The organism is Pseudomonas abietaniphila (genome assembly GCF_039697315.1).
Classification (GTDB): Bacteria; Pseudomonadota; Gammaproteobacteria; order Pseudomonadales; family Pseudomonadaceae; genus Aquipseudomonas; species Aquipseudomonas abietaniphila_B.
The window spans coordinates 2,207,150-2,222,787 of sequence record NZ_CP155619.1; the positions used below are offsets into that span (position 1 = coordinate 2,207,150).

At 59.3% G+C, this 15,638-nt stretch carries 18 protein-coding genes; 9 read left to right on the forward strand and 9 right to left on the reverse strand.

Translation table 11 applies throughout. The annotated features are described in order from the left end of the window. Nucleotides 1–567: 567 nt before the first annotated feature. Nucleotides 568–837, reverse strand: coding sequence for a hypothetical protein (locus tag ABDX87_RS09775; RefSeq protein ID WP_346832681.1), 270 nt, complete (start codon nucleotides 835–837; stop codon nucleotides 568–570). Between the two features lie 140 nt (nucleotides 838–977). On the opposite strand from ABDX87_RS09775, the gene ABDX87_RS09780 reads away from it, so the two are divergent. Beyond that, nucleotides 978–1,181 (forward strand): hypothetical protein, encoded by a 204-nt coding sequence (locus ABDX87_RS09780; RefSeq protein WP_346832682.1) that lies wholly within the window; start codon nucleotides 978–980, stop codon nucleotides 1,179–1,181. Between the two features lie 69 nt (nucleotides 1,182–1,250). Here ABDX87_RS09780 and ABDX87_RS09785 read toward each other — a convergent pair whose 3' ends face one another. Then, entirely contained in the window at nucleotides 1,251–1,832 is a 582-nt protein-coding gene (locus tag ABDX87_RS09785; protein WP_346832683.1) for a YajG family lipoprotein, read from the reverse strand. Nucleotides 1,833–2,076: 244 nt separating this feature from the next. Here ABDX87_RS09785 and ABDX87_RS09790 point away from each other — a divergent pair, with 244 nt between their 5' ends. Together ABDX87_RS09790 and mqo are read left to right on the forward strand one after the other, a co-directional pair. Then, a complete protein-coding gene (locus ABDX87_RS09790; RefSeq protein WP_346832684.1) occupies nucleotides 2,077–2,310 on the forward strand; it encodes a hypothetical protein in 234 nt (77 codons plus the stop codon). A gap of 732 nt (nucleotides 2,311–3,042) precedes the next feature. Beyond that, entirely contained in the window at nucleotides 3,043–4,548 is a 1,506-nt protein-coding gene (mqo, locus tag ABDX87_RS09795; protein ID WP_346832685.1) for a malate dehydrogenase (quinone), read from the forward strand. Between the two features lie 88 nt (nucleotides 4,549–4,636). Here mqo and ABDX87_RS09800 read toward each other — a convergent pair whose 3' ends face one another. The 5 genes from ABDX87_RS09800 to ABDX87_RS09820 all read right to left on the reverse strand — a co-directional run bounded on the left by ABDX87_RS09800 (nucleotide 4,637) and on the right by ABDX87_RS09820 (nucleotide 7,460). Continuing rightward, nucleotides 4,637–5,101 (reverse strand): hypothetical protein, encoded by a 465-nt coding sequence (locus ABDX87_RS09800; RefSeq protein WP_346832686.1) that lies wholly within the window; start codon nucleotides 5,099–5,101, stop codon nucleotides 4,637–4,639. Nucleotides 5,102–5,352: 251 nt separating this feature from the next. Continuing rightward, nucleotides 5,353–5,640, reverse strand: a complete 288-nt coding sequence (locus ABDX87_RS09805; protein WP_346832687.1) for a PA4642 family protein — start codon at nucleotides 5,638–5,640, stop codon at nucleotides 5,353–5,355. Nucleotides 5,641–5,708: 68 nt separating this feature from the next. Further along, nucleotides 5,709–6,200, reverse strand: a complete 492-nt coding sequence (locus ABDX87_RS09810) for a hypothetical protein (RefSeq protein ID WP_346832688.1) — start codon at nucleotides 6,198–6,200, stop codon at nucleotides 5,709–5,711. A gap of 107 nt (nucleotides 6,201–6,307) precedes the next feature. After that, nucleotides 6,308–6,760: a hypothetical protein gene (locus ABDX87_RS09815; RefSeq protein WP_346832689.1), complete on the reverse strand. Its 453-nt coding sequence runs from the start codon at nucleotides 6,758–6,760 to the stop codon at nucleotides 6,308–6,310. Nucleotides 6,761–6,902: 142 nt separating this feature from the next. Then, a complete protein-coding gene (locus tag ABDX87_RS09820; protein ID WP_346832690.1) occupies nucleotides 6,903–7,460 on the reverse strand; it encodes a hypoxanthine-guanine phosphoribosyltransferase in 558 nt (185 codons plus the stop codon). Between the two features lie 354 nt (nucleotides 7,461–7,814). On the opposite strand from ABDX87_RS09820, the gene upp reads away from it, so the two are divergent. Together upp and ABDX87_RS09830 are read left to right on the forward strand one after the other, a co-directional pair. Then, nucleotides 7,815–8,453, forward strand: a complete 639-nt coding sequence (gene upp, locus ABDX87_RS09825; RefSeq protein ID WP_074753556.1) for a uracil phosphoribosyltransferase — start codon at nucleotides 7,815–7,817, stop codon at nucleotides 8,451–8,453. After that, the gene (locus tag ABDX87_RS09830; protein ID WP_346832691.1) at nucleotides 8,453–9,733 is read left to right on the forward strand and encodes a uracil-xanthine permease family protein; all 1,281 of its coding nucleotides are present in this window, start codon (nucleotides 8,453–8,455) and stop codon (nucleotides 9,731–9,733) included. The genes upp and ABDX87_RS09830 overlap by 1 nt, the downstream gene beginning before the upstream one ends. A 116-nt stretch (nucleotides 9,734–9,849) precedes the next feature. Here the strand turns inward: ABDX87_RS09830 and hemH are convergent, their stop codons facing one another. Then, nucleotides 9,850–10,878 (reverse strand): ferrochelatase, encoded by a 1,029-nt coding sequence (hemH, locus tag ABDX87_RS09835; protein ID WP_346832692.1) that lies wholly within the window; start codon nucleotides 10,876–10,878, stop codon nucleotides 9,850–9,852. Nucleotides 10,879–10,892: 14 nt separating this feature from the next. Next, a complete protein-coding gene (locus ABDX87_RS09840; protein ID WP_346832693.1) occupies nucleotides 10,893–11,795 on the reverse strand; it encodes a TIGR01777 family oxidoreductase in 903 nt (300 codons plus the stop codon). Nucleotides 11,796–12,095: 300 nt separating this feature from the next. Between ABDX87_RS09840 and ABDX87_RS09845 the strand changes: the two genes are divergently transcribed. The 4 genes from ABDX87_RS09845 to ABDX87_RS09860 all read left to right on the forward strand — a co-directional run bounded on the left by ABDX87_RS09845 (nucleotide 12,096) and on the right by ABDX87_RS09860 (nucleotide 15,634). After that, on the forward strand, nucleotides 12,096–13,082 hold the full coding sequence (locus ABDX87_RS09845; protein ID WP_346832694.1) for an NAD(P)/FAD-dependent oxidoreductase: 987 nt from the start codon (nucleotides 12,096–12,098) through the stop codon (nucleotides 13,080–13,082). Then, the gene (locus tag ABDX87_RS09850; protein ID WP_346832695.1) at nucleotides 13,079–13,294 is read left to right on the forward strand and encodes a TIGR02450 family Trp-rich protein; all 216 of its coding nucleotides are present in this window, start codon (nucleotides 13,079–13,081) and stop codon (nucleotides 13,292–13,294) included. Before ABDX87_RS09845 ends, ABDX87_RS09850 begins: the two co-directional genes overlap by 4 nt. 417 nt (nucleotides 13,295–13,711) lie before the next feature. Then, nucleotides 13,712–14,692: a YbgA family protein gene (locus ABDX87_RS09855; protein ID WP_346832696.1), complete on the forward strand. Its 981-nt coding sequence runs from the start codon at nucleotides 13,712–13,714 to the stop codon at nucleotides 14,690–14,692. A 12-nt stretch (nucleotides 14,693–14,704) separates the two neighbouring features. Beyond that, nucleotides 14,705–15,634 (forward strand): MerR family transcriptional regulator, encoded by a 930-nt coding sequence (locus ABDX87_RS09860; protein WP_346832697.1) that lies wholly within the window; start codon nucleotides 14,705–14,707, stop codon nucleotides 15,632–15,634. Nucleotides 15,635–15,638 lie beyond the last annotated feature (4 nt).

Sequence of the window (15,638 nt, forward strand, 5' to 3'; positions counted from 1 at the left end):
CGATTCGGTGGATGACACGACGCAATCGCGAGCAAGCTCGCTTATATGGTGTGCATTTCCACTATCTGGGGTGACGCTGATGGTTTGGTTTGTCCTAACGGCCAAACTGTTCCGCCTTCGGCGGGTTACTTGATAACCCCAAGTAACCAAGGGTTTGCTCCCGGTTTGGCCCTCCTGCGTCGGGTACCCTCACTTCGGCGACGCTCCGTGGGCCCGCGCCGAACGGACATCCAAGTCCTGACGGCGCTCTCGCGGCATCCATGCCGCTCGGCCCACTCCGCATCGCCTGCGTTCAGCCTGCACCCAAGTCGCGCTTTGTGGTGTCAGGCCTGCTGCGGTATGAAGATCAAGATCAAGATCAAAAGCGAAGCGCGCTCTGCGCTTTCGTAGGTTTGCCGCATCACCTGCTGGCTGAACACAAAACCTGTGGGAGTTAGCTTGCTGACGAATGCGGTGCCTCATTCACCTTAATGAAACTGGCTCACTCCCATCGCGAGAAACCTGATGGTTCCCTCGCTCCGCGTGGTAACGCATTCAATGACGCTCTGGGTCATCCGGGCGTTGCGGTCAGATCTTAGTGCTCACCCACGACAACAGCAACGCGAACCCCAGGCACGCGGCGCCGATGCGATAGCTCAGGCGGATCATGCGCAGGGTGGGCACGTCCATCAGGTGCATGGGCTCGTCGATGGGCGCTTGCTCGGTGAGTTTGTGCAGATGCGTGGTTTCGCGCTGTTCGAGATTGCGGGTGGTGTGCAACAGCCAGATCCCGGGTCCGGCGGCCAGTAGCGCCAACCCGTTGAGGACCATTGCGGGGGAGTGCTGGAGGAGCGACATGGGGCCTCGATGGCGCCAGGTCAGGGGCGCCGCAGGTTCAGTTGGATCTGACGATAAAGGTACTGCGTGTCACCTTAACGTCACCTGAACCGTTCACTGTGTAGCACCTCGACTCGACCACCCCGGATACGGAGAGCGTCATGCTGCACGCCCACAACCAGGACCGCCTTTACCTTATTGCCCAGAGTGACGAGCAGGAAGCGCTTATCGACGCGCTGGCCTTCAACGTTCAGGACAGGCATTGGCTGGTCTACTGCGCACTGGGTGGCCACGCTCATAACGATCTGCCGGAGGTCGACCTGGAAACGGGTTACAGCTTTCTGGATTTCTACCAGGCGGCGTAAACCCGATACCCAACAAAAAGCCCCCGGCTTCTCACGAAACCGGGGGCTTTTGTCATACAGCCAGTCGAGTTACTGGCCCAGCGTGCGACCGATGGTCTGATCCTGGAACAGACGGGTCAGCGCATCGCTGAGCACGTCGCTGATCAGTTTGGTGTTCGTTTCCTCGTTCGGCGCCATGCCAAAACGCTGATCCAGCGACGCCGCGTAACGGCCGCTGTAGCTGCGACCATTGTTCTGCACGTCGGCGCGGAAGGTCGAACTGATGTTGGCTTCGGTCACGTACAGGCCTTCTTTGGGCGACTGATACTTGAGGTCAGCGAGCGTAATGGTCAGCTGTGGTCCGTTGCCACCCTGTACCGGCGTAAAGCCCAGCAGGCGCACGGCGGCTTCGGCCTGGGCCTGGAGCTGCGGAACCACCTGCTGGCTGTTGACCGTGATCGAACTGGTTTCAGGGTACAGACCACCGCGGGTGCCAAGGGTCTGCGACTGGCGACCGTCGACAACCCGAACCACCACCTGCTGACCGTGCCCGACAGGCGCCAGCTGGCTGTTCAACTTGGGTTGTGGGCTAAGCGACTGCGGGCTGTGGGCACACCCCACCAGCGTCAGACTGCCTACAGCAAGCAAACCGAACAAAACGCGACGCAACATGCTCATTTCTCCATGGGCCAAGGCACAAATTGTGCCGCAGTATAACGACCTCGCAAGGTCGCTCACTAGCGTAAAGATACGACAAAGTGCCATCGCACCGGTTCCCGACTCCACCGTCGTTCATGACAGCCAGAAGATCCGCGCCGACACCATTACGCAATGTGGACGTCATGGGGATGTCATCGCCGCACGCCATACTTTTCTCAAACGCCCAACAGCGCTTCCCACAGCAAGGAGTCTTCCCATGGACTTTCTCTGGTCTCTGTTCTCGCTCCGTCGCCGTCATCGCCACTATGCCCGCGTGGACAAGTACGGCATCTGCGTTTCGTTCAAGCACTGCGCCGTGGCGCCTCAGGGTCATGACTGGGTGGAAATAACCGAAGCCAATCTGAGCTGGCTGCACCAGCCCCTGCCTGCCAGCGCCCGCGTCAGTCCCCGCGCGCGTGCGATTACCGCCCGGCAATTGCTCAGCATCTGACCGAACGGCGAATAAAAGTCATTTTTTCTGGATCAATTCTGCGCGTTTCATCGCTATAATCTCCCCCCGATTATAAGGACGTCTCCTGATCGGGCCTCGCAGCATCGTTGATACCGCGTATCGACTCCTCCGTATCGCCCACAGAGAGCCTTCCACACAGACATGTGCAGCCCGGTGTGTCCGCTGTGCAGGCGCGAAAACGTCGATTCACTCGAACCTTTTGCGCACGCCAATGCCCACACTGTGTATGAACCTGATCTGCCAGAGCTGCCATCGCGCAGCCCTTTTTGAGGTTTGCGTCTCCAAAAGAGCGCGAAAAAAACGGGTTTTCACAACTTCACAAGAGTGTGGCGAGCAAATGAATAGTTACGCGTTTGTACATGCACCATTAGCGTCTGACCCAGCCCCCTTGCAAAGGACCGACTGCAGCGCAGCCTCCACAACCGGAGCCTGAAGCCTGTCCACTACGGATTTGGTTGCATAACCGGACGTCTTGACGATAGTCGAATGGCTGTTCGGGCCAAAAAATGCGTTCATGCTTGCACGACAAAAGCATCGACCAGGCCCCTGCGGTGGCGTCCGCTGAAGATGCAAAAAATTGCGAAGAATCGGACATGCCGATCCCGGCCGGGTTGTACGAGGCACTGCGCGAACCCCGCGCTGCCCGCACCCGGCAACTGACCTCGGGGTCCATGCCGTCAATTTGGTGCTGCAGATTTTGGAGACGCGTTAATGGCGCATAACGAAGCAGTCGATGTGGTACTGGTCGGGGCAGGCATCATGAGTGCCACCCTCGCAGTGCTGCTCAAGGAGCTCGACCCAAGCCTCAAGCTTGAGGTTGTCGAGCTGATGGATTCCGGTGCCGCAGAGAGTTCCAACCCATGGAACAACGCAGGCACCGGCCATGCAGGCCTGTGCGAGCTGAACTACACGCCGGAAGCGGCCGATGGCTCCATCGACATCAAAAAAGCGATTCATATCAACACCCAGTTCGAAGTGTCGAAGCAGTTCTGGAGCTATCTGGCTCGCAAGGGCACCTTCGGCTCTTCTCGCTCGTTCATCACCCCGGTGCCGCACCTGAGCTTCGTTCAGGGCGAAAAAGGCATGGCGTACCTCAAAAAACGCTATGAAGCGCTGCGCAAGCACCACGCCTTCGCGTCGATGGAATACACCGAAGACAAGGCCAAGCTGGCCGAGTGGATGCCGCTGATGATGCCCGGCCGTCCGGCCGATGAGCCGATCGCCGCCACACGCGTCATGCACGGCACCGACGTGAACTTCGGCAACCTGACCAATCAATTGCTCAAGCACCTGTCCAGCGCACCCGATGCGCAGGTCAAGTACTGCAAGCGCGTCACGGGCCTGAGCCGTAAAGGCAGTGGCTGGAGCGTGACCATCAAGGACGTCAACAGCGGTGGCACCCGCGAAATCGACGCCAAATTCGTATTCCTCGGCGCCGGTGGCGCGGCCTTGCCGCTGCTGCAGATGTCGGGCATCGAAGAAGGCAAAGGTTTCGGCGGTTTCCCGGTCAGCGGCCAGTGGCTGCGCTGCGACAACCCTGAAGTGGTCAAGCATCACCAGGCCAAGGTCTACAGCCAGGCTGCGGTGGGCTCCCCGCCGATGTCGGTTCCACACCTGGACACCCGCGTCGTCGACGGCAAGACCTCCCTGCTGTTCGGGCCTTACGCCGGTTTCACCACCAAGTTCCTCAAGCACGGTTCGCTCATGGACCTGCCGCTGTCGATCCGCGCCGCCAACATCGCACCGATGCTGGCCGTAGCCCGCGACAACATGGACCTAACCAAGTACCTGATCAGTGAAGTGCGGCAGTCCATGGAACAGCGTCTGGATGCCCTGCGTCGCTTCTACCCTGAAGCGAAAGCCGAAGACTGGCGCCTGGAAGTGGCCGGTCAGCGGGTGCAGATCATCAAGAAGGATCCGAAGAAAGGCGGCGTTCTGCAATTCGGTACCGAACTGGTCTCGGCCAAGGACGGTTCCCTTGCAGCGCTGCTGGGCGCATCGCCCGGTGCTTCGGTGACCGTGTCGATCATGCTCGACCTGATCGAACGCTGCTTCCCTGAAAAGGCTCGTACCGAATGGGCCGCCAAACTGAATGAGATCTTCCCGGCTCGGGAGAAGATTCTGGAAACCGACGCGCAGCTGTATCAGCGTGTCAGCGCCCAGAGCGACGAGAGCCTGGAGCTGGTCCCAAGCAGTCAGGCGGCAAGCTTCGCTTGATTCAGAGCCCGCTCTGAATCAGTGAGATTACTGAAAGCCCCGCCCACGCAGCGGGGCTTTCAGTTTTACCTTCCTCCCAGGTTTCGTGTTACTTCATCGAAAACCTGACCGTGTAACTCTCCATCGAATTCGTGCCTTTGGTCACTGAAGCACCGCACTCGGCAGAGGCCGTGCCGACAGACTTGGCCGTTGCAAATTTCTCAGGCGCGGGGCTTATACCGATCCAGCTGAACGTCGCTTTGTGCGAAAAGGTGAACTCGCATTTCTTGCCACCTGCCGCCGCATAGCGCATCGTCGCCGAATCACTGCGAGGGTTGGCCAGCGTCACGCTGAATCCCTTCCCGCTGTTCTCAGGCTGGATGTGATACGTGCTCAAACCAGTCCCCTGCGGCTTCCAGCTGGCATACGTCATTTGAAGGTTCTGCACTTCGTCATTCCATACCTCGACCGCGACCTTGATGCTCTTTGGGTAAGCCGCGAAGGCAGCAGGCACCATGGCCACAGTGGCAAGCAAGGCCACGAAGGCGCTCAGACTGCGATTGATTATGTTCATGCGTTGAATTCCTTTTCATTTGATTGCCCAAGCGTCCTGCCCGGGAAGTTGCGCCTCAAGGCACAAGAGCAAGTATGAGCGCGCCAATGGTTTTTAAAAGGAATGAACGCAGAGAGAACAGGTAGGAAAAAGCCTTTTAACGCGCAGTACGGCAAGCCCCTGCCAAGGTTTACGTGGACGCCAGTGGGCCTGCCAGCACTGTGATCATGACAACGGGCGCCGTTGCGTCGCCCGTTTAGTGTGGCTGCGCCTCAGCCGCGCGCCTGTTCGATCAACTCGATGTATTCCTCGGCGTTACGCTGATCCTTGATCAGTGCGACAAAGTCATTGCCGTGGGCGTCTTTGCCACCAAGGTCGTAGCCCGCTTCTTTGAAGAACACCAGAAAGCGCCCGAAGTCATCGATGCGCAGGCCACGATAGGCTTTGATCAGCTTGTGCAGGGACGGGGAAGTCGCGTCGACCGGCTCGAAATCCAGGAACAATTTGATCTGGGCATCGCCGATTTCATCGCCAATCACCTGCTTCTTGTCTTTACGCATTGCTGACTCCAACTGACTTGCGGGACGTTTTCACGGGCGGGCAGTTTACCCCTCGCCCGGCCACAGGCTCAACGCGCGCGTACACTGCCCGTGTGCACATCGGCCCAGACATGACCATTGGCGTAACTGAGGAACTGGCAATAGACCTTTTCGTTGCGCAGCAAATCGACGAGCACGCGGTATTGGTTGGCAGGGTAATACAGGGTCAACGTGCGGCTTGACGCGTCGTACGCGGGTTTTTTCAGGCTTTTGCTTTCGCCGTCAAAATGAATCAGCACCTCGGAAATCGTGGCGCCTTTGTTCATCGGCTTGCCCTTGAGGCGCAGGGTCAGCGGCGACGTCACGGGAATCGGCTGCTGATTGGACTGACGCTGGCTGCCCACCACCACTGAATAGTCGGTGATCTGCAGCAATTGCTGCTGCTCGGGTTCTCCCTCACGCACCGACAACTCATCGGGCGGCAGGTATTGGGCGTGCATGGGTTCGGCGACAACAGGCGCGGCCATCGGCAGGCTCAACAACACCAGCAAGGCAGCTCTACGGCGAAAGGACAAAGGCATGATGGCTCCCCGAAAAAACAGGGGAGCACTCTAGCATGGAGAAGGCGTGCCTCAGCCCAAAGGGCGCAGCACGTTTTCACGATTTGATACGTGGGCTTTCACGCGGGTCAATTCATCTCGACCTGGACGGCGTAACCGCGACCCGGCGTGTTGTTGAGGACCTTGGCGCGGCAAGTGGCGGGCTCGCTGCCTTGCGACTGAGCGTCGACCCAGTAGCGAGGGAGAAGGGTGATGTTGCCACCGCTTTGACTCGGTCGCATGTCGTGACCTAGGCGAAACAGGCAAACCTTGTGCGCGCTGCTGTAGCGAAACGAAGCCTGATCGACAGTGGGATTGGTCAACGGGATGTTCACGACCGCAAACGTGCCGGGCGTGACGCGATAATTTGCCGCCGACTCACCGGCCAGACTCCAGCTCGAGGAGGTCAGGTCCAGCGTGCGCTGGCCCTGATTCACCACGTCGACGGTGGCGATGAGTTGCGCGGCCTGAGCCGTTTGAGCGAGAACAATCGCCGAGGCGAGAGCGACGGCGAGGCCGGCGCTCAGGTGTTTCAGATTCATGTTGCTAACGTCCATTCAAGTAAAAAGGCTGTGTCCCGGATTGATCTCTGTCTCTCCGGGTACTGCGCCGAGTTTGCTGAAATGGAACGTTTACGAAATGTAAGAAAGCCGATTCAGGAAGTCAGACGCTTCCTTGATCCCCTTACATGCCCTTAACGGCGTAGATGCCGGCTGCATTGCGCCAGTAACCCTTGTAATCCATGCCGTAACCGAAGATGTAGCGGTCGATGCACGGCAGACCGACGAAGTCGGCTTTGAGATCAGGACGCGCCTTGCGGTCGTGCTCTTTGTCGATCAGCACGGCCGTGTGGACGGCGCTTGCGCCTGCATGCTTGCAGAAGTCGATGATCGCACCCAGGGTATGACCTTCGTCGAGGATGTCGTCGATGATCAATACATCGCGGTCAATGAACGACACTTCTGGCTTGGCTTTCCAGAACAGCTCGCCGCCGCTGGTTTCGTTGCGATAACGCGTCGCGTGCAGATACGAAGCTTCCAGCGGGAAGTTCAGGTGCGTCAGCAGCTTGCCGGCGAAAATCAGGCCACCGTTCATCACGCAGAATACGACCGGGTTACGTTCGGCCAACACACTGTTGATTTGCTGACCGACGCGGGCGATGGACGCCTCGACTTCGGCCTCGGTGTACAGGCAGTCAGCCTCGCGCATGATTTGACGGATATGCTCGAGATCAGCGGACATGACGCTCTCCAAGGGGGGCTGTGGAAGGAAAAGCGGGCAAAGGTACGCATCGGACAACGTCAGGGCAAGTCTTTCTGGACTAACGTTGCACAGACTCATCACGAAAAGTGGCTGCGCTCGTCCATGCTGCGTTAAAAACAGGCTCGCAATGCTCATTTAGGCCCCTAAAGTCGAACGCGACCCCGGCCGTTGCTCGCCTCTTTTTGCCTTGCCTGACCTTCGCTCGCCGACTTTATCGTGAAGAGTCTTCGTCCCATTAATGTAAGAAACGCGATCCTAACCGGTAAGACAAGTTACAGCTGAATAGATTAATCTAAGCCGTTTTTTTTGCCCGCCCGCTGGAGCCGTCCCCTTATGCCCATTCGTGAGATCCGCCATCCGCTGATCCGTCACAAACTCGGTCTCATGCGCCGAGCCGATATCAGCACCAAGAATTTCCGTGAACTGGCTCAGGAAGTCGGCGCACTGCTGACCTACGAAGCGACCAAAGACCTGCCGCTGGAAACCTACGACATCCAGGGCTGGGCCGGTACGGTCCAGGTCGAGAAGATCGCTGGCAAGAAGATTACCGTGGTACCGATCCTGCGTGCGGGCATCGGCATGCTCGAAGGCGTCCTCAGCCTGATTCCGGGCGCCAAGGTCAGCGCCGTGGGCGTCGCTCGCAACGAAGAAACCCTCGAAGCGCACACCTATCTGGAAAAGCTCGCCCCCGAGATCGACCAGCGGCTGGCGTTGATCATCGACCCGATGCTGGCCACCGGCGGCTCGATGGTCGCCACGATCGACCTGCTGAAAAAAGCCGGTTGCCGCGACATCCGTGCAATGGTCCTGGTGGCCGCGCCGGAAGGCATCGCCATCGTCGAGAAGGCGCATCCGGACGTGAACATCTACACCGCGTCCATCGATGAACGTCTGAACGAACAGGGTTACATCATTCCGGGCCTGGGCGATGCCGGTGACAAGATTTTCGGCACCAAGCAAAAGGACGCCTGATGAAGCAGGACGAGTTTAACGATCCACTCTGGCGCACGGTATTGTCGGGCGCGCAGATGCTCTTCGTGGCCTTCGGCGCGCTGGTCTTGATGCCGCTGATCACTGGCCTCGATCCTAACGTCGCACTCTTCACCGCAGGTTTGGGCACGCTGTGCTTTCAACTGGTGACAGGCCGTCAGGTGCCGGTATTCCTGGCCTCCAGCTTTGCCTTCATCACCCCGATCATTCTCGCCAAGGGCCAGTTCGGCCTCGCAGCGACCATGGGCGGTGTGATGGCGGCAGGCTTCGTCTATACCTTCCTGGGCCTGGCCGTGAAGATCAAAGGCACGGGTTTCATCGATCGGCTTCTGCCGCCGGTGGTGATCGGGCCGGTGATTATTTCCATTGGCCTTGCGATGGCACCCATTGCCGCCAACATGGCGATGGGCAGAACCGGTGACGGCGCGGCTGAGCTGATTCCGTACCACACGGCTATCGCGATCTCGATGGCGGCATTGCTGACGACGCTGATCGTCGCGGTGTTCGGCAAAGGCATCTTCGGCCTGGTCCCGATCATCTCCGGTGTGTTGGTGGGGTTTGCCCTGTCGTTCTATTTCGGTGTGGTGGATGTCGCCAAGATCGCCGCAGCACCGTGGCTGGACATCCCTCACTTCACCGCGCCAGAGTTCAACTGGCAGGCGATCCTGTTCATTGTGCCGGTGGCGCTGGCTCCAGCGATCGAACACATCGGTGGCGTGATTGCCGTCGGCAGTGTGACGGGCCGTGATTACCTCAAGAAGCCGGGCCTGCATCGCACGCTGCTGGGTGACGGCATCGCGACCACGGTCGCCGGCGCCTTCGGCGGTCCGCCTAACACCACGTACGCCGAAGTAACCGGCGCGGTGATGCTGACCAAGAACTACAACCCGAAGATCATGACCTGGGCAGCGATCTTCGCCATCGCACTGGCGTTCATCGGTAAGTTCGGCGCGCTGTTGCAGAGTATTCCGGTGCCGGTGATGGGCGGGATTCTGTGCCTGTTGTTCGGCTCTATCGCAGCAGTGGGCATGAACACGCTGATTCGGCACAAGGTCGACCTGGCCGAAGCGCGCAACCTGGTGATCGTGTCGGTAACCCTGGTGTTCGGTATCGGCGGCGTGCTGATTGGCACGGGCAACGGCCCGGATGATTTCGGGATGAAGGGCATTGCCTTGTGCGCGGTGACCGCGATTCTGCTGAACCTGATCCTGCCGGGCAACGATGCCTGGAAGAACAAGCACTTGGATGATCAGTTGCCTTAGGATCAATGGCTCTTTGTAGGAGCGCGCTTGCCCGCGATTGCGTCGGCACATCCAGCATCGATGGTGTCTGACGCAACGCAATCGCGGGCAAGCGCGCTCCTACAGGTACTGCGGGCCTAGACAACCATCGCTGGCGCCCGCTCACACAGCGTATTCAGGGCTTTCGCCCAGTTTGGATCATCATTGAGGCAAGGGATCAAAATCAGCTCCTCGCCCCCCGCTTCCTTGAACTGCTCCGCACCGCGATCCCCGATTTCTTCCAGCGTCTCGATGCAATCGGCGACGAATGCCGGGCACATCACCAACAGCTTTTTAACCCCCTGCGCCGCCAGCTCAGCCAGATGCGCTTCGGTGTACGGTTCGATCCACTTTGCCCGCCCAAGACGCGACTGAAACGAGACCGACCACTTGCCATCAGGCAGTCCCATCCGCTTGGCGAACTCGGCGGACGAGCGCATACATTGCGCGCGGTAGCACACGGCAAGGACTTCAGGCGTAGCGTTTTCACAGCAGTTGCCGCTCTTGAAGCAATGGTTGCCCGTCGGGTCCAGCTTGGTGATATGCCGTTCAGGCAAACCGTGGAAGCTCAGCAACAGGTGATCGAAGTCCTGTGCCAGATGCGGGCGCACGCTCTCCACCAATGCCTCAAGGTATTCCGGCTGATTAAAGAACGGCGGGACCAACGAAAAATCGAATGACAGCTTCTTGTCCCTGACAACCCGCTTCGCTTCTTCGATCACCGTGGTGACGGTGCTGTCGGCAAACTGGGGATACAGCGGGGCCAGAGTGACCTTCTTGATGCCCTGCGCCGCCAGGCGGGTGAGCACCGTTTCAATCGACGGCTCGCCATAACGCATCGCCAGTTCGACCGGACCCTGGGTCCATTCCTGGGTCATTGCCTGCTGCAGGCGCTTGCTCAGCACCACCAGCGGCGAACCCTCGTCCCACCAGATAGAAGCGTACGCATGGGCAGATTGTTCAGGACGCTTGATCAGGATGAGCGACACCAACAAACGCCGGACCGGCCACGGCAGATCAATAACGTAAGGGTCCATCAGGAACTGATTGAGGTAGCGGCGAACGTCCGCTACTTCGGTAGAGGCTGGCGAACCCAGGTTAACCAGCAGCAACGCGTGATCGGTCATGCAACACCTTGATGTCAGTGGCGGCCTAGAAGGTTTTCCAGGGCCGCGTGCAGATCGGTGAATCGGAAAGTGAATCCGGCAGCCTGTAACCGGCTCGGGCTGGCGCGCTGGCCGCCCAACAGCAATATCGACAACTCGCCCATCAGCACCTTCAACGCGAAAGCGGGCATGGGCATGAATGCCGGACGGTGCAGGATCCCGGCGAGCGTCCTGGCGAAATCGCGATTGCGAACCGGTGATGGCGCGCAGACATTATAAGGACCATGGGCGTCATCCCGGTTCAACAGAAAATCAATCGCCGCGATTTGATCGTCGATATGGACCCACGGCATCCATTGCCGTCCGTTGCCGATCGGCCCGCCCATGCCGAGTTTGAACGGCGGCAACAGGCGCTGCATCATGCCGCCGTCACGGGCCAGTACCAGGCCGGTTCGCAGCAGTACCACACGAATGCCAAGGCCTTCCGCCCGCTGCGCGGTTTCTTCCCAGGCGATGCACAGGCGACTGGCAAAGTCTTCGCTGACCGGCGCCGCGCTTTCATCAAGCTCTCGCTCGCCGCCGTCGCCGTACCACCCCACCGCAGACCCCGAGATAAGCACACGAGGCTTTTGCTCCCGTCGTTCAAGCCAGGTGATGAGTTGTTCAGTGAGGGTGATGCGGCTGTCCCACAACAGCATTTTGCGCTTACGCGTCCAGGGCCTGTCGGCGATCGGGGCGCCTGCCAGGTTGATCACGGCGTCAACCGTTTGATCGCTGAGATCGTCCGGGTGCGCAATTCCACGCACGCCAGCGCCGCAAAGACGAGGGACGTCTTCAGGTTTGCGGCTCAACACCGTCAGTTGATGGCCTTGATCGCGCCAGTGTCGACACAAACGACGACCTATCAACCCTGTACCGCCGGTCAGCAAGATGTGCATGTCTGTGTTCCTCGCGTGGCGTTCATCACAAATCGGTAGTCTATTTCTTCACAAGCAATGCGCTTGTGAACGAAGCGAATAGTGGAACCATAGGCCACGCTATAGAGAACGGCTCCTCACTCGCCCGTTCGATTGATCCATTCGAACAGTTGAACGATTCTGGTGAAACGTCAGACTCAACAATGAGCCTTGAGAAAGGTCACGTCCTGCGCGTCGAAGGACGATAAGTTATACCGAAAATCGGCATTGTACAGGTTTTAACTACGGCGTAGTCTGTGCAGACAAGGTAACGAGGCCCCTATGACTGTACCTATCGCAATCATCGGTACCGGTATCGCCGGACTCTCCGCTGCCCGAGCATTGCAAGCCGCCGGGCATGCCATTCACCTTTTCGACAAGAGCCGTGGCAGTGGCGGACGAATGTCCAGCAAGCGCAGCGATGCGGGTGCGCTGGACATGGGCGCGCAGTATTTCACTGCGCGCGACCGTCGTTTCGCTGCCGCCGTTCAGCAATGGCAGGCCGACGGTCACGTCGCCGAATGGACGCCTCTGCTCTACAACTTCCATGGCGGGCAGTTGAGCCTGTCGCCCGACGAGCAAGTGCGCTGGGTCGGCAAACCGCGCATGAGCGCGATTACCCGCGCCATGCTGGGCGATATGCCGGTTACGTTCTCCTGCCGTATCACCGAAGTGTTCCGGGGCGAAGAGCACTGGAATCTACTGGACGCCGACGGGCGCAGTCATGGCCCGTTCAGTCAGGTGGTGATCGCGATTCCGGCCCCGCAGGCGTCCACGCTGCTCGCCGCCGCGCCGAAGCTGGCCAGCGTGGTCGCAGGCGTGAAGATGGAGCCGACCTGGGCGGTGGCCCTGGCGTTCGACACGCCTCTGGATACGCCGATGGAAGGCTGTTTCGTGCAAGACAGTCCCATTGACTGGCTGGCGCGCAATCGCAGCAAACCGGGACGCGACCACAAAATGGACACCTGGATCCTGCACGCAACCAGTGCCTGGAGCCGTCAGCATCTGGACATGCCCAAAGAGCAGGTGATCGACCACTTGCACGGTGCATTCGCCGAATTGATCAGCTGCTCGATGCCGGCGCCTGCCTTCACCCTAGCCCACCGCTGGCTGTATGCCCGACCTGCTGGGGGACGTGAAGTCGGCGCTTTGTCCGATCCGGACCTGGGTCTGTATGTGTGTGGCGACTGGTGCCTGTCCGGTCGTGTCGAAGGCGCATGGCTCAGTGGCCAGGAGGCGGCACGTCGACTGCTCGAACACTTGAAATGAATCGCCTTAATCCACGCAAATTGCTGCTGTCGAAATGGACAGCAGCCCGTCCTCAGCACCGGGAAAAGCATTTCATGGTCACCGAGCTCTTCTGCGACGAAGAAGGCACAGTGCTGGAAATCGAATTACAGGCCGTGCTCACCAAGCGCAGCGAACGTCTGACCTGGCAGACGCTGCAGGATGAGCAGACGTGGCGGATGGGGTGGAAATAGTCCAGCGTACGCGGCCCTCCGATAATGATGCTCCAATGGTAGCCGGCTTGCTGGCGAAGTCAGTGTGTCATTCAATGTTGAGAGGTCGGCAGGCCGCATTCGCCAGCCGGCTACAATATCGGCATCATGCTCAAGCCTTTGGAACGCCGCGATTCCTGTAGGAGACTTCCGAGGTTACGAGGGCAGCGAATGCAGTGTGTCATCCACGTTTGACGCTGCTGACCCACCGCATTCGTCCGAACGCGGCCCGCACTAAGCCGGCTCCCACCGTTTGTGGGCATGCAACCCAGACTCCCAGCAAGTAAATACCTCAGGCAACCTTGTACAAATAATTTGACTTGTACAACCTTGAACCTATGATGAACACAAGTTGTACAGCCAAAAAAGGTTGTACAAGATGTTGATCGAGGTTTTGCCATGTCCACGCCACCGACCCCACAACAGCAATCCGCATCAAAACCCAAGCTGGGCGTCAGCGCCTGCCTGATGGGCGTCGAGGTTCGATTCAACGGCGGGCACAAGGAATCGCACCTGCTGACGCGTGCCCTCAATGAGTACTTCGATTTCGTGCCCGCATGCCCGGAAGTCGCGATCGGCATGGGCATTCCGCGCGAAGCGATTCGTCTCGTCGGCGACCCGGAGCATCCTCAAGCCGTGGGCACGGTGCGCAAGGACATGAATGTCACCCAGGCACTCGCCGAGTACGGCGAGCACATGGCCAAGGAAATGGACGACATCTGCGGCTACATCTTCATGCAGAAATCCCCGTCCTGCGGACTTGAGCGAGTGAAGGTCTACCGCGATAACGGCGCGCCGTTCGATGCCGGTGGACGCGGCATTTATGCCCAGGCGTTTTGCGCCCAGCATCCGGATCTGCCGGTGGAAGAAGACGGTCGGCTGAATGATCCCGTGCTGCGGGAAAATTTCATCACGCGCGTTTACGCCTACGCCGCCTGGCAAGCGCTGTTGAAAAACGGCATCACACGACGGGCGCTGACCGAATTCCACTCGCGCTACAAATACCAGCTGATGGCCAACGACCCGGTTCAGTACAAAGCCTTGGGCAATATGCTGGGCAGCATGGGCCGCAGCGACCCTGCCGAGATCGCGCCCCGCTATTTCAGCGAGCTGATGAACGCCCTGAAGAAACCCGCCACGCGCCGGACCCACACCAACGTCCTGCAGCACCTGTGTGGCTATCTGCGTGAAACCATCAGCGGCTCGGACAAGCAGGAAATTCAGGCCGTCATCCGTCAGTACCACCAAGGCATCGTGCCATTGGTCGTGCCGCTGACCCTGCTCAAACATCACTTTCGCCAACACCCCGACCCGTACATCGCGTTACAGGTTTACCTGCAACCGCATCCGGAAAATCTCAGCCTGCGTAACGCGATCTGACCGATGAAAAATATGACCTCCGAACCCATGGATGACGAACCTCAGGCCGATGCCGAAGCCTTCGAAGACGGCTGGTTGCCGATTCGCGAGGTCGCTCGCCTCACCGGCGTCAACGCCGTGACCCTGCGCGCCTGGGAGCGCCGCTATGGTCTGATCGTGCCTCACCGCACGCCCAAGGGGCACCGTTTGTACAGCACGGCGCACGTCGATCGCGTGCTGACGATTCTGACCTGGCTCAACCGCGGCGTGTCCGTCAGCCAGGTCAAACAGCTGATCGACAACGAGCAGGCACCGCCGCCCAGCGTTGAAAGCGACTGGGACCGTCTGCGACAAAACCTGCTGGAGGCCATCACCGCACTGGCCGAGCGTCGGCTCGACGACACGCTCAACCAGGCGATGTCGCTGTACCCGCCGCGCACCCTGTGCGAACAGTTGCTGATGCCGTTGCTGGCCTCACTGGAACAGCGTTGGCAGGGTCAGTTCGGCGCCCAGCTGGAGCGCGTGTTCTTCTATTCGTGGCTGCGCAGCAAATTCGGCGCCCGGCTCTACCACAACAATCGTCAGGTCAGTGGTGCTCCGTTGTTGCTGATCAACCATTCCGACGTGCCCATGGAACCTCATCTGTGGCTGACGGCCTGGTTGTTGAGCAGCGCCGATTGCCCCGTGGAGGTCTTCGACTGGCCCTTGCCGCCGGGCGAGTTGCCGCTGGCGTGCGAATACCTCAAGCCGCGCGCGGTGCTGTTGTACTCCAGCAAATCGCTGAACCTGGCCCAGCTACCTCGTCTTCTGAACAACATCGACTGCCCGACATTAATTATCGGACCCACGGTGCGCATCCATTCGGCCGAGTTATCCGTATCTGTCAGTGAGGTCCCCGGACTCACGCTTGCCGAAGACCCTTTGACCGCTCAGACCACGCTGCAAAGTCTGGGTCTTATCTAAGGAA